The organism is Ancylobacter sp. (assembly GCF_965279025.1).
In the GTDB taxonomy this organism is placed as follows: domain Bacteria; phylum Pseudomonadota; class Alphaproteobacteria; order Rhizobiales; family Xanthobacteraceae; genus Ancylobacter.
Genome location: NZ_OZ257132.1, coordinates 2105916 through 2127459 on the forward strand (window position 1 = coordinate 2105916; position 21544 = coordinate 2127459).

Consider the following 21544-nt stretch of genomic DNA (forward strand, 5'->3'; position numbering starts at 1 on the left):
CAAAAACATCGCCGACACCTTCCCCTGGTGCCGGATACGATCGAAACGCCTGCGACAGAGCGTCCTAACTTTGTTTTTGTCGTTGTATTACAAGTACTTAAAAGATGTGTTCACATCCTTGACACCCCTAGGAGCGAACACTATGGTGCGCCCGTCTTCGGGGTCGGAAAATCCTTCTCCGGTCAGGCTTGAGTGCGGGTGATGGACGACCGAGACAAGACGGACGGCCATGGCGGGTCGGCTCGGCCGGATGTTCCTGACGCCGAGCTTTCCGGCAGGCTTCGCGGGCTGGGCAGTGCGCTGGACAAGGTGCAGGCCGAGCGGCGGGCCGAGGAAAAGGCGTCCGCCGTTCAGGATCGGACGTCGTCCTCGGCGGGCATGGCACTGGCTTTCCGGTTGGGGGCCGAGTTCGTGGCGGGCGTGTTGGTCGGTGCCGGTCTCGGCTGGGCCATCGATCGTTTCTTCGGCATCGCGCCGTGGGGAATGATCGTGTTCATACTGCTGGGCTTCGGAGCCGGCATCGTGAACATGATGAGAGCGGCTGGGGAAACCGGCCGCAAGGGCCCGCCAAAGAGCGGGACGTGACCAATTTTGGCGCCGGCCCTGCGGTGGGCGCTCGATAAACGGACGGCGTCGCTCCGGCGGCGTCTTGAGATGGGGACGGGCGCCTGTGGCGCCGCGTGTTGAGGGCAGCGACCGGCGATGGCCAGCGGCAATGTGATCGATCCGATCCATCAGTTCCAGATCCATAAGATCGTGGAATTGGGGCAGCCTGGCGGCGTCGAGCTCGCCTTCACCAATTCCGCCGCCTTCATGTTCGGCATCGTGGCGCTGGTGTTCTTCTTCCTCACCTTTGCGACGCGCGGGCGCACCCTGGTCCCCGGACGCCTTCAATCAATGGCCGAGCTCTCCTACGAGTTCGTCGCCTCCACGGTGCGCGGATCGGCCGGCAATGAGGGGATGAAGTTCTTCCCGCTGGTCTTCTCGCTCTTCATCTTCGTGCTCACCGCCAACATGGTGGGCATGATCCCCTACGCCTTCACCGTCACCAGCCATTTGATCGTCACCGCCGCGCTGGCGCTGCTGGTCATCCTGACGGTCATCATCTACGGCTTCGTACGCCACGGCACCCACTTCCTGCACCTTTTCGTGCCATCGGGCGTGCCCACGCTGCTGCTGCCGTTCATGGTCGTGATCGAGGTCATCTCGTTCCTCTCGCGTCCCATCAGCCTGTCGCTGCGTCTCTTCGCCAACATGCTGGCAGGCCATATCGCCATGAAGGTGTTCGCGGGCTTCATCGTGATGATGACGGCCTCGGGCGTCGTCGGCTGGTTCGGCGCCGTCCTGCCGCTCGCCATGGTGGTGGCGCTCACCGCGCTCGAATTCCTGGTCGCCGCCCTGCAGGCCTATGTGTTTGCGGTGCTGACCTGCATCTATCTCAACGACGCGCTGCATCCCGGTCACTGACCGGCGCGTCGCGGGACTCTCATCCAGCCATCCAACCAATCTGACTATTCCAACAGGAGAAGATCATGGAAGCGGAAGCCGCCAAGTTCCTCGGCGCCGGTCTCGCCACGCTCGGCATGGGCCTCGCCGCCATCGGCGTCGGTACCATTTTCGGCAACTTCCTTGCGGGCGCCCTGCGAAACCCGTCGGCGGCCGATGGCCAGTTCGCTCGCGCCTTCATCGGCGCGGCGCTCGCCGAAGGTCTGGGAATCTTCTCGCTCGTCGTCGCCCTCGTTCTCCTCTTCGTGGTCTGATGCCTCACCCGCCGCCGGGGGCTCCGTTCGCGGCCCCCGGTGGCGGGATGAGTTGTCATCAGCATTGATCGAGGAAGTCTGAAGCCATGTCCGAGACCCACGGTCCGGCCGGTATCATCGTCGCCCAGGCGGCGACGCCCGGCACTTTGCCGGTCGAAAGCGGTGTGGAGATTGCCGTGCCTGCAGGTGAAGCACACGGTAGTAACTTCCCGCCTTTCGATGTTCATACCTTTCCCTCGCAGCTGCTCTGGCTGGTGATTGCGTTTGCCGCGCTCTATCTTCTGATGAGCCGCGTCGCCCTGCCGCGCATCGCCACCATCCTCGAAGAGCGGCACGACCGCATCGCCGATGATATCGAGGAAGCGGGCAAGCTGAAGGCCGAGAGCGAGGCGGCGGCGGAGGCCTATGAAAAGGCACTCGCCAGCGCGCGCAACAAGGCTCATGGCATCGCCACCGAGACCCGCGACACGCTTGCGGCGGAAGCCGAAGCGCGCCGCAAGGCGCTCGAGGCCGAGCTGAACGTCAAGCTGGCCGCGGCGGAAGTGCAGATCGCCGCCACCAAGACGGCAGCCATGGCCAATGTCCGCGGCATTGCCGTCGAGGCGGCCGGCGCTATCGTCAACACGCTGATTGGCACCACGCCCGCGCCGGGCGCGGTCGAAGAGGCGGTCGACACCGCCATCAAGGGCTGAGGAGCGCACCATGGGTAGTGATACTTTCTGGGTCGCCGTCGCCTTTGTTATCTTCTTCCTCCTGCTGGCCAAGGCGGGAGCCTTCACCGGCATGGTCTCCAAGCTCGACGCGCGCGGCGACCGCATCCGTCAGGAACTGGAAGAGGCGCGCCGGTTGAAGGAAGAGGCGCAGAAGCTGGTCGCCGAATATAAGCGCCGCCAGCGCGAGGCCGAGGAAGAGGCGGAGGCGATCGTGACTACCGCCCGGGCCGAAGCCGAGCGTCTTGCCGCAGAAACCAAGCAGAAGCTGGAAGACCTTATCGTCCGCCGCACCAAGATGGCCGAGCAGAAGATCGCGCAGGCCGAGGCGCAGGCGCTCGCCGAGGTGAAGGCAGCGGCCGCCGATGCGGCGGTGAAGGCTTCCGAGGTTCTGCTGACCGCCCAGCTCGCCGGCGGCGCCGCCGATCGGGTGCTCGATGCGGCCGTGGCCGAAGTGAAGTCGAAGCTCAACTGAGCCTTCGACGGTGAGAAAGACCAAAGCCCGGCCCCGCGCCGGGCTTTTTTGCATCTAGCAGGGACGGTGTTATTTTGCCGTCTTCCGACTTGGGGTGGGGGAGCGATGCATGGCCGAGTTCTGGGTGTTTGAAAACCGGACGCACAACTATGCCCGCATCCACCGCCGCACCTGCTGCATGTGCAATGACGGCCGGGGCATGCATACGAGTTCTTCAGGCAGCAATGGACATTGGCATCCGACTTCCTCCCGCGAAGAGGCGCTTCGCTTGGCGCAGCAGCTCGGCCAACTGACCATCAACGAATGCGACACCTGCGGCGGCGAGGCACCGGACGCCGCCCTGCAATGCGTCACCTGAGGCGCGGTCGCCTGAGAGAGAACGGGCTGCCAAGTACGCCGACAGCGCTCCGCTTGGTTGAGTGGCTCAGCTCGTCCAGCGGCGGGGGCGGTAGAAGGTGTGCTCGCCGATGCGGTCGAGCTTGCGCATCTCGCGGATCCAGTTGGGCCGCACGGAGCGCGCGTGGTAATGCGTGGCCCGGCCCACCTTGTCGTCCCAGATGCGCCCGTCCAGCATGTCGGCGGCGATCTCCTTCGCCTGGTTCCACAGCGTCGGCTCGGTCACCACATCGCGAATATTGTCGCAGGCGAAGGTGAACTGGCAGGCAAGGCGGCGATGGGCGTTCTGGTAGACCGCGCGGCAGATGTCGGCGGGATAGTAGCCGGAAAACACGCGGTTCATGACCACCTGCGCCACGGCGATCTGGCCGCGCCTGGGCTCGCCGCGGCTTTCGAAATAGACCGCCTCGGCCAGGCATTTCTCCGCCCGCTCCCGCCGCTTGCCCGCAAGGCCGAGCCGGTCTGCCGGGGAGGGGCCGCCGGTGGCACGACGAAGATCGCCATCCTCGGCTTTCTCCGCCTCGGTCGTCCCGCTGTCGCCGGACGGCAGCGAGGCCATGTGCAGGAAAGGCTGCGGCGGCAGGGCGGTCTCATTCAGCCCGAAGATGAAGGCGCTCTGGCGGTAGAGCGGCATGGAGGGATCGAGCGCATAGGGCTGGGCGCCGGCTGGTCCGTCCTCCTCGTCGTCCCGTGAAAGCGCACTCTCTGTCCCGCCGAGATTGATGGCCGGGCCCTTTTCTTCCAGTTGGGCGGGGTCTCCGGTGGGATCGCCGGCTGGAACCGAATAGAGGCCGTTGGCCTCCGCGCTGGCAATGTCGACGGTATCTTCGTCCTCCAGTGGATCGGTGCCGACCCCGGCAAGGGCGGGCGCGCCGTCGGTTCCCACGCCCGTCCCAAGGGCGGAAGCGGTGCCCTCCTGCGTCGTGGTGCCGGCGCCGGCGAGGCTCGGCGGCGTGGCCTCGCCCGAGACGGCAAGCGGGTCAACATCGAGGGGGGCTTCCACCGCGAGGGCGAGCCGGTCGGTCTTACCATCGCGGTTAATATCGACCGCCAGCGCGGTCTGTGGCGGCGCGGCGATCTCGGAATTGGCGAGCAGGGCGGAGCGTGAGGGCCAGGAAAAGGTTGATGCCTTGAGCAGCCGAACCGGCTCGCCAAGGATGGAGACGCGGGCGCGCTCGGCAACGCCGGGCTGGTGCGCCAGCCGGCTGACCATGTCCTGATAGCCGATGGTGGTGCCGCCGACCACGCACAGCAGTAGCACGGCAGCGCCGGTCTTTCCCAATCTCTGAATGCGTGTTGAAACCCGCATGTCCGCCCGACGCCCTACGCAACCCACACACCCGAAGCCGCTGCACCGTGCCCCGTGCGCCACAGGCAAGAGGTCCGCGCCGCGGCTCACTAGTTGTCGTGCATTAACCTTGCCTGAGCGTTAATGCCGTTGCGGAAACGCGGGAAAGTCGCTGTCCCGCCGTCAGGCAGGACGCGGCGCAGCGGCGCGGCGCAGGCGGTCGGCAATCGCCTCGCCAAGCCCGTGGCGCGGGAGCGGCACGACGGCGATGGCGGAGGCGCCGCTGCCGTCGAGCTCGCGCAGCAGCGCGAACAGCCTCGCGGCTGCTTCGACCAGATCGCCGGCAGGGCTGAGGTCACGCACCAGCGAGGCCGCCGACGTGCCGGGAGGGCGGGCGCCGGCGAAGGTCAGCAGTGCCTCTCCCGGCGTCAGTTCATGCGCATCGAGACGAACAGGCACTGAGGGCGCGTAATGCGAGGCCAGCATGCCGGGCGCCAGCGGCGCGGCCTCGCTTCCAGCGGCCTCCACCGACGAGGCGTGGCTCGCCAGCGTGGCCCCCAGCGCCGCTTCGATCTCCTCGCGCGGCAGTCCGCCGGGGCGCAGCAGCACCGGCGTGGCTCCTGTGCAGTCGAGAATGGTGGATTCAACACCCACTGCGCAGGGGCCGGCATCGAGGATCAGGTCGATGCGGCCGTCCAGATCGGCGAGCACATGGGCGGCGCTGGTAGGCGATACATGGCCGGAGCGGTTGGCGCTGGGGGCGGCGATCGGCCGCCCGGCGGCCCTCAGCACCGCCTGCGCCACCGGATGGGCCGGCACGCGCAAGGCGACGCTGCCAAGGCCGGCCCGGGCGAGATCGCAGGTGGCGTCCGCGATGGCCGGCACGACCAGCGTCAGCGGCCCCGGCCAGAATAGCGCGGCGAGCGCTGCGGCGGCCGGAGCAAGTTCCCCGACCCGGCGCGCGGCGGCGACGTCCGGTATATGGGCAATCAGCGGGTTGAAGCTTGGCCGGCCCTTGGCAGCGTAGAGGCTGGCGACGGCGCGCGGGTCAGTGGCATCGCAGGCGAGGCCGTAGACGGTCTCCGTCGGCAGTGCCACCAGCCCACCGGAGACCAGCACGCGCGCGGCTTCTGCGATGCCGGCGGCATCCGCCGGCAGCACCCGTGTCGCCCGCAATGTCGGCGGATGGCTCACCGCTGTCTCCCGCCTTCCCTCGTCGCTCAAGCGCGCTCGGATAGGCGCTCGTGCCTCGCCGGTCAACGGTGGCAGGCGAGCCGGCTCGGCCACGGCACCGGAAAATTCGGGCGGGCCATGGCTGGCCCCACCGGACGACGTGGCATATCGTCCACCACTCGCCGGGCTAAAAGACCCAACGACCAGAACGACCAAGGATAGCCATGACCACCCTTCTGATCGCGCACGACGCCTGTCTCGAACATCTCACGCCCTCCGGCCACCCCGAGCGCCCCGACCGGGTGCGGGTGCTGAACCGGGTTTTCGAGGGTGAGCAGTTCGCCACGCTGGCGCGCGAACTGGCACCGATCGCGGAGCGCGAGGATATCGTGCGCGTGCATCCGGAAGACTATGTGGCCGCTCTGGAGGAGGCGAATCCGGCGGAAGGGTTGGTGCGGATCGACGGCGACACGGTGATGTCACCCGGCACCGGCGAGGCGATCTGGCGCGGCGTCGGTGGCGCGGTGCTCGGCGTCGACGAGGTGCTCGCCGGCAAGGTGAGCAACGCCTTCGTCTCCATGCGCCCGCCCGGCCACCATGCCGAGACGCGCACGCCCATGGGCTTCTGCCTGTTCAACAATGTCGCCATCGCCGCCCGCCATGCGCAGAAGGTGCACGGCATCGGCCGCGTCGCCATCGTCGATTTCGATGTGCATCACGGCAATGGCACGCAGGAAATCTTCTTTTCGGACCCCAGCGTGATGTACGCGTCCACCCACCAGATGCCGCTTTTCCCGGGCACCGGCGCGGTGGGCGAGCGGGGCACCTCCGACAACATCGTCAACGCGCCGCTGCGCTCGGGCGATGATGGCGAGCATTTCCGCCAGGCGTTCGAGAGCCGCATCCTGCCGCGGCTGGAGGCGTTCGGGCCGGAACTTCTGATCATTTCCGCCGGCTTCGACGCGCATACGCGCGATCCTCTCGGCAACATCAATCTGCTGGAAGACGATTATACCTGGGTGACGAAGAAGCTCATGGACGTCGCCGACAAGCACGCCAGCGGGCGGATCGTCTCGGTGCTGGAAGGCGGCTACGACCTTGAAGGTCTGGCCCGCTCCGCCTCCGCCCATGTAATGGCGCTGATGCGCGGCTGATGCGGGGGTGAGAACGGCGGCCTCTGCCTGTATAAGGGGCCTCAACTCATGGAGGGATGATGCGATGGCCGATGCAGCGGACGTGAATGCGCTGAGCTTCGAGAAGGCGCTCGCCGACCTGGAGACCATCGTCGCCAAGCTCGAAGGCGGCAATGTCCCGCTCGAGGAATCCATCGCCCTCTATGCGCGCGGCGAGGCGCTCAAGGCCCGCTGCGACGCGCTGCTGAAGGACGCCGAGGCACGGGTCGAGAAGATCACCCTCAGCGCCGACGGCCGCCCCACCGGCACGCAGCCCCTGGACGGGGAATAGCGCACGATTGCCCCCGTCCGCCGATGATCATCCGGCTGCGCGCGCATCACCTGCTCTGCCTGCTGACCTTCGTCGGCAAGGGCTACAACCCTGCCTTCGCCGCCAGTTACCGGCGCATTGTCGCCCGGCTTGATGAGGGCGAGGTGATCGAGCTGGTGGATGGGCCTGACGACATCTGCGCGCCCATGCTCGGCGAGCCGGATCATCACTGCCGCAACGCCAGCGTGACGGTACGTGACGCGCAGGCCCGGGTCGACATCGCCCGCCTGCTCGGGCGCCCGCTTGAGCCGGGAAGGCCGCTGGCGCTGACGGCGGAACGTATCACCCGCATGCGCGCGGCTTTTGCCGCAGGGGACATACGTGTCGCCTGCGCCGGGTGCCAGTGGTCGGCCTTCTGCACGGAGATCGCCGCGCAGGGGTTCGCGCAAGCCCTGCTGACCGGCTCTCGCCTCAGCCTGCCCGGCGGCTGCGGCACTCCGGATTGAACACCTGCACCGTCGAGGCAGGGTTGCGGGCGAGCGCCGTCAGCGGCCGCACCGGCCGGCGCACAAGCTCACCCGAGCAATTGGGGCAGATGCCGCCCAGTACGTCGCCGGCGCAATCGGCGCAGAAGGTGCATTCGAAGCTGCAGATCAGCGCCTCGCGCGTCTCGGGTGGCAGCGCGCGATTGCAGCATTCGCAGTTGGGTCGAAGCTCAAGCATGTCGGGCGTCCCGTGTCCTCAGTATACGCCGGGGATAAGCCGCGCGGTGCGCGCGCTATAGGCACGGTACTCGTCGCCGAACGTGTCGAGCATCATCTTCTCCTCCCGGCCGATGCGGAAGGCGTAGAGGATGCCGAAGCCGACGAATCCGGCCGGGCCGACGATCCAGTTCGGGATCAGGATGAGCTGCGCCAGTGCCCACAGGAAGAAGGCCGAGTACATCGGGTGACGCACATGGCGGTACACACCCTCGGTGATCAGCTTGTGCTTGTCCTTGATCTCCAGCGTCACAGACCAGTTCTTGCCGAGATCCCGGTGGGTGCGGCGGAACAGCCACAGCGCGGCGATGAAGGTGAGCGTACCGAGCGCGAACTGCACCGGCGAATAGGGGTAGTTGGCGCCGTCGAACAGCCGGGAGGTGGCCCACAGCAGCGGAATGATGCCCAGGCCCATTGTCGAGCAGGAGAGCAGCACCAGTTCGCGCAGCCGGTCGCGAGCGTCGATCACGCGCTCGCGCTTCACCTTGCGTTCGAAGGGCAGGCGGATGACGTACCAGCCGATGCAGCCGGCGGCCCACACGATCTTGGCGGCGACGAGAAGGGTCATGAAGCGTCCGTTGGTTCAGGCGATCAGGGAGCCGTCCGCCGCGAAGCGGCCGACCGGTCCCTCCGGGCGGGAGGAAAGGTCGGGGAAGGGCAGCGGGCCGAGGGCGAACATGAAATAGTCGTAGGGGGCCTTCTGCTCGTTCGCCAGCAGGAACTGATAATGCAGGCGCATGGCGTGCCAGCGCAGCCGCTTCAGCTTGGCGTGGGTGAGCATTTCCTTGATGTTGGCATTGCGCAGCAGCGGCTGGCTGGGCTCCGGCCGGTCAAAGCCGGCGCGGCGCAAGGTCACCGGGTGGAATTTGTAGAAATTGATGGCGTCGTGCCGCGCCTGATACTCGACCCAGGTGAGACCGCGCGTTGCCGCGACGCGGGCAGCCTGGCGGCGCACCTTGCCGCCCTTGCCGTGCAAGGCGAGCTTGGGGATGGTCGCCCCGCAGGTGAGCAGGTTCACCCGCACCGCGCCGTCCGCCAGAGCGGGATTGCGCTCCAGCGCCCGGTCGATGACGCCAAGCATCAGCGTCGCCCCGAGGCTGTGGCCGACGAGAAGAATCTCGTCATGGGCGCCCGCCTCGACCGCCTTCAGCAGGACGTCCGCGAAGCGGTCGAGGCGGGCGTCGACCACGGGCGTGCGGTCGTGCAAATAGTCGCGCGCCAGGTCCCAGTCGTCGAGCGCCTGGTGCAGCCGCCAGTCGCGTCCCGGCCGGTGGAACAGACCGAAGAAGGTCGCGATGCCGGCGGCGAGGGCGAGAAGGCCGGCGAGGGGGGCCGGCAAAACAAGCCCGGCGGCCCAGAACACCAGTCCGCCCGCCACAAGGCCGGCGCCGAGGAACAGCGCGGCAATGAGGTAGGGAAAGAAAAAGAAGAAGCCGTAGCGCGGGCTGGCGCGGAAATAGCCGCGCGCCGCGCCACCGCACAGGAAATCCCACAGCCCGCCAAAGCCGCGCCACAGGCGCACAGGATCGGGTCGCGCGTCCAGCGTGCCGATGATGTCTTCCCAGCGCAGGATGCGGTAATCGGTGCGGGTAGACCAATTTGGCGCCCGCGTGGCGACATCCCAGCGGGCAAAGGGCTGCATGCCGTCGTCGAGCCGCGGCGTCACCGCCACTTCCACCGACCACAGCGTGCCGAACCGCTCCGCTTGGTTGCCGAAGCGGCCGTGGTGATAGTCCATATCCGTGGGGTCATGTCCCGGCAGAAACAGCACCAGCCGTCGCCAGTTTCGGGTGGCCGGCCCCTCGCCACGAGATTCGGCGTCCGCAGACGCAGCGTGCGCGGAGCCGCCGGAGGCAGGCGCGCCCGGCGATTCTGTCGTGTCTGGCCCGGCCGCGACTCGTGCTTCCATGCCGCGTTTTTAATGGAAGCCGGCGCCGGAGGCCAACGTCCGATTGTCGATCATGCGCGGTCTCCACATTCGGTCGTGACGGGGAAGGTCGCGCTTGCGTGCGTTGCGCGCCCTGCCGTCCTTGTGTATGCCGTTAACTTCGCCCAGAGATGTCTTGCTGCTGCACGTGCGTCGCTGGCGAATGTGTTTTCGGAGCCGTTCTTGACCCGCCCCTCCACGCCGCTACTCGACACCATCCGCGAGCCGGCCGATCTGCGCCGCCTGCCGGAGGAGCAACTGCCGCAGATCGCGGCGGAGCTGCGCGAGGAGATGATCGACGCGGTGTCGGTAACCGGCGGCCACCTCGGTGCCGGGCTCGGCGTGGTCGAGCTCACCGTGGCGCTCCATCACGTCTTCAATACGCCCAATGACCGGCTGATCTGGGATGTCGGTCATCAGTGCTACCCGCACAAGATACTCACCGGCCGGCGCGAACGGATCCGCACGCTGCGGCAGGGCGGTGGCCTCTCCGGCTTCACCAACCGGACGGAGAGCGAATACGACCCCTTCGGCGCCGGCCATTCCTCCACCTCGATCTCGGCCGGCCTAGGCATGGCGGTGGCGCGCGATCTCGCAGGTGCCCAGCGCAATGTGGTGTGCGTGATCGGCGACGGCGCCATGTCTGCCGGCATGGCCTATGAGGCGATGAACAACGCCGGCGCGATGGATTCGCGCCTCATCGTCATCCTCAATGACAACGACATGTCGATCGCCCCGCCGGTCGGCGCTATGTCGGCCTATCTGGCGCGGCTGCTGTCCGGGCGCACCTATCGTTCGCTGCGGGAGACCGCCAAGCAACTCGCCGGCAACCTGCCGAAATTCTTCGGCCGGCAGGCGGCGCGGGCGGAGGAATTCGCGCGCGGCTTCTGGACCGGGGGCACGCTGTTCGAGGAACTCGGCTTCTACTATGTCGGGCCGATCGACGGGCACAACCTGTCTCATTTGCTGCCCGTGCTGCGCAATGTGCGCGATGCCGAGACCGGCCCGGTGCTGGTTCACGTGGTGACACAGAAGGGCAAGGGCTATCCGCCTGCCGAGGCTTCCGCCGACAAATATCACGGCGTGCAGCGCTTCGACGTCGCCACCGGCGCGCAGAAGAAGGCTGTGTCCAACGCCCCCACCTTCACCCGGGTGTTCGCCGAAAGCCTGATCGAGGAAGCGCGCCACGACGACAGGATCGTCGCCATCAATGCCGCCATGCCCGCCGGCACCGGGCTCGACCTGTTCGGCGAGGCCTTTCCCGAGCGCACCTTCGACGTCGGCATCGCCGAGCAGCACGCGGTGACCTTCGCCGCAGGACTGGCGACCGAGGGTTACAAGCCGTTCTGCGCCATCTACTCGACCTTCCTGCAGCGCGGCTATGACCAGATCGTCCATGACGTGGCGATCCAGCGGCTGCCGGTGCGATTTGCCATCGACCGCGCCGGGCTGGTGGGGGCGGACGGGGCCACCCATGTCGGCGCCTTCGACGTGCCGATGCTCGCCACCCTGCCGGGCATGGTGGTGATGGCCGCCTCCGATGAGGCCGAGCTGATGCACATGGTGGCGACCGCCGCCGCCTTCGATGAAGGCCCCATCGCCTTCCGCTACCCGCGCGGCGAGGGCGTGGGGGTGGAGCGTCCGCTCCGCGGCACGCCGCTTGAGATCGGCCGAGGGCGCGTGGTGCGCGAGGGCTCGAAGATCGCGCTGCTCTCGCTCGGCACGCGGCTCGCCGCCTGCCTTTCCGCCGCCGATCAACTCGCCGGCTTCGGCCTGTCGACCACGGTGGCCGATGCGCGCTTCGCCAAGCCGATCGACCGCGAGCTCGTCCTGCGGCTCGCGCGCGAGCACGAGGTTCTGGTGGTGGTCGAGGAAGGCGCCGTGGGCGGCTTCGGCAGCCATGTGCTGACCCTGCTGGCCGAGGCGGGCGCGCTGGATCGCGGCCTTAAGATCCGCACCCTGGCGTTGCCGGATCGCTTCATCGATCATGATTCCCCGGCAAACCAGATGCACGAGGCCGGCCTTGAATCGGAAGGCATCGTCCGGGGTGTCTTCAGTGCGCTTGGGCGCGAGGAAGAAGCCGCGCTCGCGCTGCTGCGCGGCTGAGCCGGCTTGACAGGCGATGAGCCCGCCATCCGCTTCAACGAACCCCTCCTCATCGTCCCGCCGTGACCGCGCTGACCGCGTGCTGGTGGAGCGGGGCTTCTTCGACAGCCGTGCCCGCGCGCAGGCGGCGATTGCCGCCGGCCTTGTCATCGCGGACGGCAAGCAGGTCGCCAAGCCCTCCGAGACGATTTTCGCGGGAGCCGCAATCGAGGCGCGCGAGGCCTATGAATGGGTGTCGCGAGCCGGGCTCAAGCTGGAGGCAGCGCTCGATGCCGCCGGACTTTCCGTCGCAGGGCTGGAGGCGCTCGATGTCGGCGCTTCGACGGGCGGGTTCACGCAGGTGCTGCTGGCGCGCGGCGCTTTGCGCGTACATGCCGTCGATGTCGGGCGCGGCCAGCTCCATGAGCGGCTGCGGGGCGATCCGCGCATTGTCTCGCTGGAGGAGACCGACATCAGGAGCCTTGCCCCGGGGGCGGTGCCTTCAGCCGGTATCATCACGGTCGACGTGTCGTTCATCTCGCTGCAACAGGTGCTGCCGGCGCTGCTGCTTCATCAAGCTGCAGAAGGCCATCTCGTGGCGCTGGTGAAGCCGCAGTTCGAGGTCGGGCGTGACAAGCTGTCCAAAGGCGGAATCGTGAAGGACGAGGAAGCCAGAGCGGGCGCGGTGGCGCGCATCGCGGCCCTGCTGGAAGAGCTCGGCTGGAAGGTGACGCATCGGCTCATCTCGCCGATTCTCGGCGGCGACGGCAATGAGGAATGCCTGCTCGTGGCGGCGCGGGCGGCGTGACACCGCCCGCGCCTTTTCCCGAAGGACAGGGCCGGTCAGGCGCGGCGCGTCTGCCCGCCGCTGGCGACCAGCATGCCGGCGACTTTTTCCGAGACATAGCCGAGCGCGGCGCCGACGATCATCGACAGCACGATGGTTGCCAGCGGGTTGGCGAGGCTGGCCGCGGTGAGGTTGGCGAGGCCATCCGTGGCGAGCAGCGCATAGGCTGCCAGCGCGGCGAAACCGTAGACCATCGCCGGAATGGCGGCGAAGGCCGGCAGGTGGCCGAGCAGGATCATCACCAGCACGCCGACACCGACGCAGATGCCGGCCCAGACGGGCAGGCCGAGCGCCTCGCCGAGACCGCCGCGGCTGACCGCGAGCAGCGTCAGCCACGCCATGACGGCACCGGCGATATTGGCCAGGACCGTCGCCTTGAGACCGGCTTCCTTGCCACCGCAGTGGAAAAAGCAGGCCCAAGCGATGAAAGCGGCCCATATTTGCAGGCCGCCGGCGAGTGGTCCGAGAAACAGCCAGGTGGCTACGCCCCCCAGGACGCCGACACTGATGGCAAGAGCCGAAACAAGCGACATTCTTTCCCCCTTGTTGCTAGGTTCAGATACTTATTATTATGTGCGAATGCTAAGTAAACATGGCTGTCCATTTGAGATGCCGGAATCAGCCGCGAGTAGATTATCGCAATTTATTTGCGGAGGCATGCGGTCAAGAAGTGTTTGTGTGGATGTGTCGCATTATTATCTCTCAAATACATTATAACCCATGGCGCATGACAGAATTGGATCCCGCATGAGCGTTACCCGACTGGACATTGCGCGCATCGGCCACCGCGGCGACGGCATCGCCGACACGCCGGAAGGGTCCGTCTTCGTGCCGCTGACCCTGCCCGGCGAGGTGGTGGAGGTTGAGCGCGAGCAGGACCGCGCCCGGCTCCTCTCCCTCGTCCATGGGAGTGCCGAGCGGGTGGAGCCGATCTGCCCGCATTTCGGCCCGTGCGGCGGCTGCGCGCTTCAGCACTGGGCGCCGGCGCCCTATGAGGCGTGGAAGCGAAGCCTGGTGGTCGAGGCGCTCACGCGCGCCGGCATCGCGACGGAGGTCGCCCCGCTGGTGCCGGCGCATGGCGAGGGCCGTCGGCGGGCGACCTTCCATGCGCGTGGCACCGGCGGCAGCGCGCCGAAGGGGCGCGACGTGCTGGCGGTGGGCTTCGCCGGCCGGCGCAGCCATGCGGTGGTGGCGATCGACGCCTGCCCCATTCTCGCGCCCGGCCTCGATGGAGCGCTCAAAGCCGCCTGGGCGGTGGCGCAGGAACTGGTGCCGATCGCCAAGCCGCTCGACATCCAGGTGACGGCGACCGAGACGGGCCTCGACATGGATGTGCGCGGCAGCGGCCCGCTGAAGCCGAACCGCGTCGTCGCCCTGGCGCAGATCGCCGGCGAGCACGGGCTGGCGCGCCTTACGCGGCATGGCGAACTGGTGCTCCAGCGCGAGCCGCCCATGCTCACCATGGGCCGCGCGCGCGTGGCCCTGCCGCCGGGTTCCTTCCTGCAGGCGACAGCGGCAGGCGAGGCGACCTTGGCGCGGCTGGTGCTGGAGGCGCTGGGGGAGGGCCCGCGCGGCGCAGCCCGGGCGGTGGACCTGTTTTCCGGTGTCGGCACCTTCGCGCTGCGTCTCGCTGAGCGGGTCCGGGTGGCCGCCTATGAATCCTCCGCCCCCGCCATCGAAGCGCTGAACAAGGCGGTGCGCGGCGCGGCGGGGCTGAAGCCGGTGACGGGCGAGGTACGCGACCTGTTCCGGCGGCCGCTGTTGGCGCAGGAAATGAAGGGCATTGACGCGGCTGTGTTCGATCCGCCTCGTCAGGGGGCGGAAGCGCAGGCCCGCCAGCTGGCGGCGAGCGCGGTGCCGCTGGTCATCGGCGTGTCCTGCGATGTCACCACCTTCGCCCGTGACGCGCAGATCCTGATCGAAGGCGGCTACCGACTGGAGCGTGTCACCCCTGTCGACCAGTTCCTCTATTCCGCCCATGTGGAACTGGTGGGGGTCTTCCGCCGCTAACCACGCCGCTATGAGCCGGGTGCGCCACGGGTGAATATGCTGGCGTCCGCCGCCGGCGCAGGCAAGGATGCACCTCCACCGTGTTCCGGAGGAGACCATGAAGGTTCTGCTTATCGCCTCGACCATGGCTCTGGCCGTGGCGTCGACCTGTCTGCGTGCCGAAACCATGACCATGCCGGCCGCGAGCGGGCCGACACCGAAGGCGCTTGCCGCCGCCGCGAAAGTGCCCTCGACCGCCGCCTTCATCCAGACGGCGGCGGCCGCCAACCAGTTCGAGATCGCGTCGAGCCGGCTGGCGCTGGTGAAGTCGCTCAACCCGAAGGTCCGGGTCTTCGCGGCGAAGATGATCATGGATCACAGCCGCATCGGGACGGAATTCGTCGCGGCGCTCCGCACGGCCGATACCGGCATCGTGCCGCCCGCCGGGCTCGGTGCCGATCTCGACGCGGCCATGGCGCGCTTGCGCGCCGCTTCGGGCACCGCCTTCGAGGCGGAATATGTCGCCGCCCAGACCAAGGGGCACCAGGCCGCCGTCGGCCTGTTCGCGGGTTACGCCAAAGGCGGCGCCAACCCGGTGATGAAGGACTTCGCCAAGGCGATATTGCCCACCATCCAGATGCATCTCGGCATGTGCTACCAGCTGGCGGCGGCGCTGAAGAAATAGGCGCGTGGGGCGCGGGGCGCGCGCCTAATTTCCCCAGCGCTCCATCCACATGCGCTCGCCGATGGAGCAGGAGACGCGGGGCTCGGTGGCGGAGGCGGGGCGGATGAGCGGCGGCGTCGGCGGTCTGACGCCGGCGATCTCCAGCACCAGCTTGGTCTTGATGGCGTCGGCGAATTCATGCGGGCCGCGCACCGGGATGACGAAGGCGCCGGGGCCGCCGATGACGCAGTCTTCATAATAGATGTCGAGGTCGTCTATATCGAGCATCGAGCCGCCGGCCTGCTTCAGCATCAAAGGCAGGCCGTTGATGGTGACGCCCCGCGCGGTGATCGCGTCGCGCGTCACGTCCACCAGCGGGCCCTGATTGTTGGTGCCGTCGCCAGAGATGTCGATCACCCGCCGCAGGCCGCGTATGTCGTTGCTGTCGATGAGGTCGGCGCTGAAGGTCATCGCGCTGGAAATCGAGGTGCGATAGACCCGCCGCAGTGGCGCATTGCCGATCGCCTGGGCGAAGGCGCGGGCCTCGGCGGCGCTGCCGATGAGCGTCCAGTCGACGACCAGCTTCTGCTCCTCCGAGCCCGCCCATTCGACATAGGCGATGGCGATGCGGCCATTGGGGCCGAGCCGCAGGGCGTTGAGGAATTCCGGCGAGGTGACGGCCTTCATGTAGCCGTCGCGCTGCAGCGCGAGCTCGTCGAGGTCCATCGAGTAGGACACGTCGACCGCCAGCACCAGCTCGACGTCGACGATCTCGGCGGCTCGCGCGCCGCCTGGAGCCGTGAGGAACAGGCCCGCCGCCAGAGCTATGAACGCACGCACGCACGACATCGCGACCTCCGTCGGTGACGGGACCTCGACGTGTCAGAGACGCGTCACCCGCATGGTGACACGCCGAAGGAGGGGCCAGAAGTCGAAATTGCAGGCAGGCGCGGGCCGGCAATGCCGTTCGCGTGAGCGGCCGCTACCGGGGTAGCGGACGGGTCGAGGGCTCGGACGTCCCGGCTCAGACGTCCAGTGTCTCGGTGCCTGATATCTCGATGCCGAAGCCGGCGACGCCGACATAGGTGCGGGCGCGCGAGGCCAGCAGGCGGATGGAGGAGATGCCGAGATCGCGCAGGATCTGCGCGCCGAGGCCGACCTCGCGCCAGTTCTGGTCGCGCATCTTGGCGCTCTCGATCCGCTCCTCGTCGCCCATTGTCGAGGCAGGCACGCCGGTGGTGCCGTCGCGCAGATAGACCAGCACGCCGCGCCCTTCCGCCTTGATGCGCTCCAGCGAGGCGTGGATCGCCTTGCCGCCGGTGAAGACATCGGCGATCGGGTCGGCGCGGTGCAGGCGCACCAGCACGTCGCGTCCGTCGCCGATCTTGCCGTGGACGAGCGCGATGTGGTTCACCGGCTCGAAGGGCGTGACATAGGAGATGGCGTGCATCTCGCCCACCGCCGTCGGGGCGGCGAACTCGGCGGTGCGGCTCACCAGCTTCTCACGCAGCTGGCGGTAGGCGATGAGGTCGGCGACCGAGATGCGGGTCAGGTTGTGGCTGGCGGCGAAGTCGGTGACCTTCGGCCCGCGCATCACCGTGCCGTCGTCGTTCACCAGCTCGCAGATGACGCCCACCGGCTCGAGGCCGGCGAGCCGGCACAGATCCACCGCCGCCTCGGTATGGCCGGAGCGCATGAGCACGCCGCCTTCGCGGGCGATGAGCGGGAAGATGTGGCCCGGGCGCACGAAATCCACCGCGCCGGCATTGGGATTGCCGAGGCCGCGCACCGTGGCGGTGCGGTCCTCGGCCGAGATGCCGGTGGTGGTGCCGTGCCGATAATCCACCGAGATGGTGAAGGCGGTGGCGTGCGGGGCGTCGTTGTCGGTCACCATCGGGTTGAGCCGCAGCCGCTTGGCATGCTCGGCGGTGAGCGGGGTGCAGACGATGCCGGAGGTGTGGCGGACGATGAAGGCCAGCTTTTCGGGCGTGGCGAACTGGGCGGCGACGATGAGGTCGCCCTCGTTCTCGCGGTCGTCATCATCGGTGACGACGAGCATCTCGCCACGGGCGAAGGCATCGATGGCCAATTCGACGCGGGCCTGCAGATTGTCCGTCATGAATATCGCCTCCACGCTATCGAGCCCGAGGAAATCGTTCGGCGTCACCGCGCCGCCGGTAGCGGCGGCGATGCGCCCGCCCGCTTCCCGCGAGATCCAGGCATTGTCGTCCTTGCACAGCGCGGTGATGCTGGCGGGCGACAGGCCGACGGCGCGCGCGAAGGCGCTGCGGGTCGTGCCGGTCGTGGTGAGCCAGTCCGCGAGTTTCATGGCGGGACTATAGGCCAAGTGACATTCGGCCACAATGAAAGGGCGTGCGTTTTTCAGTAATACTGAAGCCTCCGCGCGGCGAGCCTCACATCCGAACACGCATGCTGAAGCGCCCCGTCGCCCTTTCTGGCGCGGAGCTGCGGGCCGGCACGTCGCTTCCGCCCCTTTGAGAGGGCGTGCGGGGCGCCGGGACGGAAGCCCCGGCGGTCGCCTGCACCGTGTGTGAAAAGTGGTGCAAGCTGGTCGTCAACCGTCCGACGCGCCGTCTCCGGCGCCCCGCAACGCGGTGTTTCTAGGCTTGCTCCATGCGCGCCCGGGAGGACTGTCGCTTTCTATCCTCCCCTGTGGGGTGCTTGACGTGCCGGCGCGCCCTCATCGGACGGACGGCACGCGTCGCCCCGTGGCCGGTGGGAAGACCGGCCGGGGACGCATGGCTTGGGCCGCCGGGCAAAGGGGTGCGTTATCCCCGCCGCTCGGCCACCGCCCCCCATCCCGCGCGAGCCGGCCGCTCCGGTTGCGCCCCCTTCGTCGGGATGAGGTGCAGCTAGGATGGCAGAGAAAACGGAAAACGTCTAGGATTTTATTCCTAGATAAACTCGGCCATGGATGCGCTCGCCGCATCCACTTTCGACATTGTGTTTGGGCGCCGTCATCCCGGACGGCCGTCAGGCCGATCCGGGATCGCGCAAACATGAGGAGAGGAGAACGATCCCGGCTCTTCGCTGCGCTCCGGCCGGGATGACGAACCTCGGCGCGGATGCCGATCCGGGATCGTGCCGACATTGGAGAACGATCCCGGCTCTTCGCTGCGCGCCGGCCGGGATGACGACGCTTAGCCGATGCCGATGTGGCGGCCTCAGCGGGGGAACGGCCAGGCGGGCGGGGTGCCGACCTGGCCCCGCTGGCGCAGGAAATGGTCCGCCAGCACGCAGGCGACCATGGCCTCGCCCACCGGCACGGCGCGGATGCCGACGCAGGGGTCGTGCCGGCCCTTGGTGACGATTTCCGCGTCCTCGCCATGGCGCGTCACGGTGAGGCGCGGGGTGAGGATGGAGGAGGTCGGCTTCACCGCGAAGCGGGCGACCACCGGCTGGCCGGTGGAAATGCCGCCGAGCACGCCGCCGGCATGGTTGGCGAGGAAGACCGGGCGGCCGTCATTGCCCATGCGCATCTCGTCGGCATTGTTCTCGCCGGTCAGCGTGGCGCTGGCGAAACCCTCGCCGATCTCCACGCCCTTGACGGCGTTGATGCTCATCAGCGCGCTGGCGAGGTCGGCATCGAGCTTGCCATAGATCGGCGCGCCAAGGCCCGGCGGCACGCCTTCGGCCACCACCTCGATCACCGCGCCGACGGACGAGCCCGACTTGCGGATGCCGTCGAGATAATCCGCCATGCGGGCGGCGGCCTGCGCATCCGGGCAAAAGAACGGGTTGCGGCCGATTTCGGCGTCGTCCCAATTGGCGCGGTCGATGGTGATTTCGCCCATCTGCACCAGCGCGCCGGTGATGGTGACGCCCGGCAGCACCTTGGCAGCGATGGCGCCGGCGGCGACGCGCACCGCCGTCTCGCGCGCCGAGGAACGCCCGCCGCCGCGATGGTCGCGCAGGCCATACTTCACGTCATAGGCGTAATCCGCGTGGCCGGGGCGATAGCTCTCGGAAATCGCCGAATAATCCTTGGAGCGCTGGTCGACATTCTCGATCAGGAAGGCGATCGGCGTGCCGGTGGAAATGAGCGTGCCGTCCTCCTCCGCCAGCGTGCCGGAGAGGATCTTCACCTCGTCGGGCTCGCGGCGCTGGGTGGTGAAGCGCGACTGGCCGGGGCGGCGGCGGTCGAGCGCGTCCTGCACCTCCTCCAGCCGGAAGCGCAGGCCGGGCGGGCAGCCATCGATCACCCCGCCAATGGCGGGCCCATGGCTCTCGCCAAAGGTGGTGACGCGGAAGAGATGGCCGAAACTGTTGAAGGACATGGCGGCTCCGCCGGCGGCAGGGAGGATCTCGGCGCTTCTAGGCGCCCGTGCGACGGGCGTCAAACCCGGCGGCGGGCCCATCGGTCGCGCTGCGTCATGGAGAATGGCGCCAATCGTGCTACATCATCATCTTCCCTGTTTGCCAACCCCGAGCCAATGCCCCTTTTCGAGATTGCTGTCGTCGTCCTGCTCGTGCTCATCAATGGCGTGCTCGCCATGGCCGAGCTTTCCGTGGTTTCTGCCCGCCCCGCCCGCCTGCGCTCCCTTGCCGATGGCGGCTCACGCGGCGCCCGCATGGCGCTGCAACTGGCCTCCGATCCCGGCCGCTTCCTCTCCACCGTGCAGATCGGCATCACGCTGATCGGCATTCTGGCCGGCGCCTTCTCTGGCGCCACGCTCGGCGGCATGCTGGGCGAATGGCTGCAGGAGCAGGGCGTGTCGCCCGGCCTCGCCGGCGGCCTCGGCTATTCGCTTGTCGTGGCGGCCATCACCTATGTCTCGCTGATCATCGGCGAACTGATTCCCAAGCGCCTGGCGCTGCGGAGCCCGGAAAAGCTGGCCAGCCTGGTGGCCCCCGGCATGGTGATGCTGGCGCGCATCGGCGCTCCGGCGGTGTGGCTGCTGGATATTTCCTCGCGCGTCGTGCTGCGCCTGCTGGGCGAGCACGGCACGAGCGACGAGAACAACGTCACCGACGAGGAAATCCGCGCCATCGTGATGGAGGCGGAGACCGCCGGCGTCATCGACCCGGACGAGCGCAAGATGATTGCCGGCGTGATGCGCCTTGCCGATCGGCCGGTGCGGGCGGTGATGACGCCGCGCACCGATGTCGACTGGATCGACCTGACCGACGACCCCGACGCGGTGCGCCAGACCATTCGCGAGACGCGCCACACCCGCATGCCGGCCTGCGAGGGCACGCCGGAGGAGGCGGTCGGCGTCATCGACATCCGCGACCTGCTGGAAGCCTATCTCGATGGCGAGACGCCCGATCCCCGCCGCTTCGTCAAGCCGGGCGCGGTACTGGTGCAGACGGCCGGGGCGCTCGACGCCATGAAGCTGCTGCGCCACGCCGAATCGCCGCTGGCTCTGGTGGTCGACGAATATGGCTCGATGGTGGGTATCCTCACCCCCGCCGATCTTCTCGACGCCATTGCCGGCACGGTGGTGCTGGACGAGGCGGGCCAGGCCAAGCCCGACGTGGTGGAGCGCGCCGATGGCAGCTATCTGGTCGCCGGCTCGACCCCGGTGGACGAACTGGCCGACGTGCTGGGAATCCGCATGCCGCAGGATGCCGGCTTCCACACTGCGGCCGGGCTGGTGCTGCACGAATTGAAGGCGCTGCCGCAGGAGGGCGCCGCCTTCGAGACGATGGGCTGGCGCTTCGAGGTGGTCGACATGGATGGAAGGCGCGTCGACAAGCTGCTGGTGCAGCGCGCCGTGGTGCCGCGCCGGCGGGCGCCGCTGCTGGGCTGAGCCGGGGGCCGGGCTGTCCTTAGCGCAGCCCGGCGTCCACCGTGAGGGCCGGTGCGGCGGCCGGCAGCCCGCCATAGCGGGTGCCGACGCCGACGACCACGGTGACGATGGCGACGGCGAGCGCCGCGGCGATGAGGCCGTATTCGAGGCCTGTGCCGTGGGAGCGGCGTGCGACGGCGGTGCGGCGGCGCGAAGCCATCGACTGCCCGATCATTTCCCGTTCCACCATTTCGCGCATGGACCTGTCTCTGC

24 protein-coding genes are annotated in these 21544 nt (G+C 68.1%); 14 read left to right on the forward strand and 10 right to left on the reverse strand.

From position 1 onward, the window contains the following. The first annotated feature begins 201 nt into the window (after positions 1 to 201). From ACQY76_RS09675 to ACQY76_RS09700, 6 genes are all read left to right on the forward strand, one after another. Positions 202 to 585 carry an AtpZ/AtpI family protein gene (locus ACQY76_RS09675; RefSeq protein ID WP_428032663.1) on the forward strand — a complete coding sequence of 128 codons (384 nt, stop codon included), beginning with the start codon at positions 202 to 204 and terminating at the stop codon, positions 583 to 585. A 132-nt stretch (positions 586 to 717) separates the two neighbouring features. Next, the gene (locus ACQY76_RS09680; protein ID WP_428032979.1) at positions 718 to 1467 is read left to right on the forward strand and encodes a F0F1 ATP synthase subunit A; all 750 of its coding nucleotides are present in this window, start codon (positions 718 to 720) and stop codon (positions 1465 to 1467) included. A 65-nt stretch (positions 1468 to 1532) separates the two neighbouring features. Further along, positions 1533 to 1760 (forward strand): F0F1 ATP synthase subunit C, encoded by a 228-nt coding sequence (locus ACQY76_RS09685; RefSeq protein WP_018389010.1) that lies wholly within the window; start codon positions 1533 to 1535, stop codon positions 1758 to 1760. Positions 1761 to 1846: 86 nt separating this feature from the next. After that, positions 1847 to 2452: a F0F1 ATP synthase subunit B gene (locus ACQY76_RS09690; protein WP_428032664.1), complete on the forward strand. Its 606-nt coding sequence runs from the start codon at positions 1847 to 1849 to the stop codon at positions 2450 to 2452. Positions 2453 to 2462: 10 nt separating this feature from the next. Continuing rightward, positions 2463 to 2945 (forward strand): ATP F0F1 synthase subunit B, encoded by a 483-nt coding sequence (locus ACQY76_RS09695; RefSeq protein WP_428032665.1) that lies wholly within the window; start codon positions 2463 to 2465, stop codon positions 2943 to 2945. A gap of 109 nt (positions 2946 to 3054) precedes the next feature. Next, a complete protein-coding gene (locus ACQY76_RS09700; protein WP_428032666.1) occupies positions 3055 to 3303 on the forward strand; it encodes a hypothetical protein in 249 nt (82 codons plus the stop codon). Between the two features lie 66 nt (positions 3304 to 3369). Here ACQY76_RS09700 and ACQY76_RS09705 read toward each other — a convergent pair whose 3' ends face one another. Together ACQY76_RS09705 and ACQY76_RS09710 are read right to left on the reverse strand one after the other, a co-directional pair. Continuing rightward, the gene (locus ACQY76_RS09705) at positions 3370 to 4623 is read right to left on the reverse strand and encodes a cell wall hydrolase (protein ID WP_428032667.1); all 1254 of its coding nucleotides are present in this window, start codon (positions 4621 to 4623) and stop codon (positions 3370 to 3372) included. Between the two features lie 189 nt (positions 4624 to 4812). Beyond that, on the reverse strand, positions 4813 to 5823 hold the full coding sequence (locus ACQY76_RS09710) for an L-threonylcarbamoyladenylate synthase (protein WP_428032668.1): 1011 nt from the start codon (positions 5821 to 5823) through the stop codon (positions 4813 to 4815). Between the two features lie 203 nt (positions 5824 to 6026). On the opposite strand from ACQY76_RS09710, the gene ACQY76_RS09715 reads away from it, so the two are divergent. The 3 genes from ACQY76_RS09715 (at position 6027) to ACQY76_RS09725 (ending at position 7751) form a co-directional block, all read left to right on the forward strand. Beyond that, complete coding sequence (locus tag ACQY76_RS09715) at positions 6027 to 6956, forward strand: histone deacetylase family protein (RefSeq protein ID WP_428032669.1); 930 nt, start codon at positions 6027 to 6029, stop codon at positions 6954 to 6956. A gap of 64 nt (positions 6957 to 7020) precedes the next feature. Beyond that, entirely contained in the window at positions 7021 to 7266 is a 246-nt protein-coding gene (locus ACQY76_RS09720; protein WP_428032670.1) for an exodeoxyribonuclease VII small subunit, read from the forward strand. A 23-nt stretch (positions 7267 to 7289) separates the two neighbouring features. After that, positions 7290 to 7751, forward strand: coding sequence for a DUF1284 domain-containing protein (locus tag ACQY76_RS09725; protein ID WP_428032671.1), 462 nt, complete (start codon positions 7290 to 7292; stop codon positions 7749 to 7751). Here the strand turns inward: ACQY76_RS09725 and ACQY76_RS09730 are convergent. From ACQY76_RS09730 to ACQY76_RS09740, 3 genes are read right to left on the reverse strand one after another with little or no spacing between them, the layout of a single operon-like run. Further along, positions 7717 to 7968, reverse strand: coding sequence for a DUF1272 domain-containing protein (locus ACQY76_RS09730; protein WP_428032672.1), 252 nt, complete (start codon positions 7966 to 7968; stop codon positions 7717 to 7719). The genes ACQY76_RS09725 and ACQY76_RS09730 overlap by 35 nt on opposite strands. Positions 7969 to 7986: 18 nt before the next feature. After that, positions 7987 to 8574, reverse strand: a complete 588-nt coding sequence (locus tag ACQY76_RS09735; protein ID WP_428032673.1) for a protein-S-isoprenylcysteine O-methyltransferase — start codon at positions 8572 to 8574, stop codon at positions 7987 to 7989. 15 nt (positions 8575 to 8589) lie between these two features. After that, positions 8590 to 9744, reverse strand: coding sequence for a hypothetical protein (locus ACQY76_RS09740; RefSeq protein ID WP_428032674.1), 1155 nt, complete (start codon positions 9742 to 9744; stop codon positions 8590 to 8592). Between the two features lie 372 nt (positions 9745 to 10116). Here ACQY76_RS09740 and dxs point away from each other — a divergent pair, with 372 nt between their 5' ends. Then, a complete protein-coding gene (gene dxs, locus ACQY76_RS09745) occupies positions 10117 to 12039 on the forward strand; it encodes a 1-deoxy-D-xylulose-5-phosphate synthase (RefSeq protein WP_428032675.1) in 1923 nt (640 codons plus the stop codon). Between the two features lie 16 nt (positions 12040 to 12055). Beyond that, positions 12056 to 12826, forward strand: a complete 771-nt coding sequence (locus tag ACQY76_RS09750; protein WP_428032676.1) for a TlyA family RNA methyltransferase — start codon at positions 12056 to 12058, stop codon at positions 12824 to 12826. 35 nt (positions 12827 to 12861) lie between these two features. Here ACQY76_RS09750 and ACQY76_RS09755 read toward each other — a convergent pair whose 3' ends face one another. Beyond that, a complete protein-coding gene (locus tag ACQY76_RS09755; RefSeq protein ID WP_428032677.1) occupies positions 12862 to 13398 on the reverse strand; it encodes a DUF1097 domain-containing protein in 537 nt (178 codons plus the stop codon). A gap of 214 nt (positions 13399 to 13612) precedes the next feature. On the opposite strand from ACQY76_RS09755, the gene ACQY76_RS09760 reads away from it, so the two are divergent. Continuing rightward, the gene (locus tag ACQY76_RS09760) at positions 13613 to 14875 is read left to right on the forward strand and encodes a class I SAM-dependent RNA methyltransferase (RefSeq protein WP_428032678.1); all 1263 of its coding nucleotides are present in this window, start codon (positions 13613 to 13615) and stop codon (positions 14873 to 14875) included. Positions 14876 to 14972: 97 nt separating this feature from the next. Continuing rightward, on the forward strand, positions 14973 to 15539 hold the full coding sequence (locus ACQY76_RS09765) for a DUF4142 domain-containing protein (protein WP_428032679.1): 567 nt from the start codon (positions 14973 to 14975) through the stop codon (positions 15537 to 15539). Between the two features lie 24 nt (positions 15540 to 15563). Here the strand turns inward: ACQY76_RS09765 and ACQY76_RS09770 are convergent, their stop codons facing one another. The 3 genes from ACQY76_RS09770 to aroC form a co-directional block, all read right to left on the reverse strand. After that, positions 15564 to 16367 carry a DUF1194 domain-containing protein gene (locus tag ACQY76_RS09770; protein ID WP_428032680.1) on the reverse strand — a complete coding sequence of 268 codons (804 nt, stop codon included), beginning with the start codon at positions 16365 to 16367 and terminating at the stop codon, positions 15564 to 15566. Positions 16368 to 16542: 175 nt separating this feature from the next. Continuing rightward, on the reverse strand, positions 16543 to 17847 hold the full coding sequence (ribB, locus tag ACQY76_RS09775) for a 3,4-dihydroxy-2-butanone-4-phosphate synthase (protein WP_428032980.1): 1305 nt from the start codon (positions 17845 to 17847) through the stop codon (positions 16543 to 16545). A gap of 856 nt (positions 17848 to 18703) precedes the next feature. Continuing rightward, complete coding sequence (aroC, locus tag ACQY76_RS09780) at positions 18704 to 19816, reverse strand: chorismate synthase (RefSeq protein WP_428032681.1); 1113 nt, start codon at positions 19814 to 19816, stop codon at positions 18704 to 18706. 156 nt (positions 19817 to 19972) lie between these two features. Here aroC and ACQY76_RS09785 point away from each other — a divergent pair, with 156 nt between their 5' ends. Beyond that, positions 19973 to 21292: a hemolysin family protein gene (locus ACQY76_RS09785; RefSeq protein WP_428032682.1), complete on the forward strand. Its 1320-nt coding sequence runs from the start codon at positions 19973 to 19975 to the stop codon at positions 21290 to 21292. A 19-nt stretch (positions 21293 to 21311) separates the two neighbouring features. On the opposite strand, the gene ACQY76_RS09790 is transcribed toward ACQY76_RS09785, so the two are convergent. After that, positions 21312 to 21530 (reverse strand): hypothetical protein, encoded by a 219-nt coding sequence (locus ACQY76_RS09790; protein WP_428032683.1) that lies wholly within the window; start codon positions 21528 to 21530, stop codon positions 21312 to 21314. Positions 21531 to 21544 lie beyond the last annotated feature (14 nt).

Bases quoted from the DNA above. Each gene is read 5' to 3' on its own strand.
- ACQY76_RS09675 (WP_428032663.1), top strand. From the start codon at position 202: ATGGACGACCGAGACAAGACGGACGGCCATGGCGGGTCGGCTCGGCCG.
- ACQY76_RS09685 (WP_018389010.1), top strand. From the start codon at position 1,533: ATGGAAGCGGAAGCCGCCAAGTTCCTCGGCGCCGGTCTCGCCACGCTC.
- ACQY76_RS09690 (WP_428032664.1), top strand. From the start codon at position 1,847: ATGTCCGAGACCCACGGTCCGGCCGGTATCATCGTCGCCCAGGCGGCG.
- ACQY76_RS09695 (WP_428032665.1), top strand. From the start codon at position 2,463: ATGGGTAGTGATACTTTCTGGGTCGCCGTCGCCTTTGTTATCTTCTTC.
- ACQY76_RS09700 (WP_428032666.1), top strand. From the start codon at position 3,055: ATGGCCGAGTTCTGGGTGTTTGAAAACCGGACGCACAACTATGCCCGC.
- ACQY76_RS09715 (WP_428032669.1), top strand. From the start codon at position 6,027: ATGACCACCCTTCTGATCGCGCACGACGCCTGTCTCGAACATCTCACG.
- ACQY76_RS09720 (WP_428032670.1), top strand. From the start codon at position 7,021: ATGGCCGATGCAGCGGACGTGAATGCGCTGAGCTTCGAGAAGGCGCTC.
- ACQY76_RS09725 (WP_428032671.1), top strand. From the start codon at position 7,290: ATGATCATCCGGCTGCGCGCGCATCACCTGCTCTGCCTGCTGACCTTC.
- ACQY76_RS09730 (WP_428032672.1), bottom strand. From the start codon at position 7,968: ATGCTTGAGCTTCGACCCAACTGCGAATGCTGCAATCGCGCGCTGCCA.
- ACQY76_RS09735 (WP_428032673.1), bottom strand. From the start codon at position 8,574: ATGACCCTTCTCGTCGCCGCCAAGATCGTGTGGGCCGCCGGCTGCATC.
- ACQY76_RS09740 (WP_428032674.1), bottom strand. From the start codon at position 9,744: ATGGACTATCACCACGGCCGCTTCGGCAACCAAGCGGAGCGGTTCGGC.
- ACQY76_RS09750 (WP_428032676.1), top strand. From the start codon at position 12,056: ATGAGCCCGCCATCCGCTTCAACGAACCCCTCCTCATCGTCCCGCCGT.
- ACQY76_RS09755 (WP_428032677.1), bottom strand. From the start codon at position 13,398: ATGTCGCTTGTTTCGGCTCTTGCCATCAGTGTCGGCGTCCTGGGGGGC.
- ACQY76_RS09760 (WP_428032678.1), top strand. From the start codon at position 13,613: ATGAGCGTTACCCGACTGGACATTGCGCGCATCGGCCACCGCGGCGAC.
- ACQY76_RS09765 (WP_428032679.1), top strand. From the start codon at position 14,973: ATGAAGGTTCTGCTTATCGCCTCGACCATGGCTCTGGCCGTGGCGTCG.
- ACQY76_RS09770 (WP_428032680.1), bottom strand. From the start codon at position 16,367: ATGTCGTGCGTGCGTGCGTTCATAGCTCTGGCGGCGGGCCTGTTCCTC.
- ribB (WP_428032980.1), bottom strand. From the start codon at position 17,847: ATGAAACTCGCGGACTGGCTCACCACGACCGGCACGACCCGCAGCGCC.
- aroC (WP_428032681.1), bottom strand. From the start codon at position 19,816: ATGTCCTTCAACAGTTTCGGCCATCTCTTCCGCGTCACCACCTTTGGC.
- ACQY76_RS09785 (WP_428032682.1), top strand. From the start codon at position 19,973: ATGCCCCTTTTCGAGATTGCTGTCGTCGTCCTGCTCGTGCTCATCAAT.
- ACQY76_RS09790 (WP_428032683.1), bottom strand. From the start codon at position 21,530: ATGCGCGAAATGGTGGAACGGGAAATGATCGGGCAGTCGATGGCTTCG.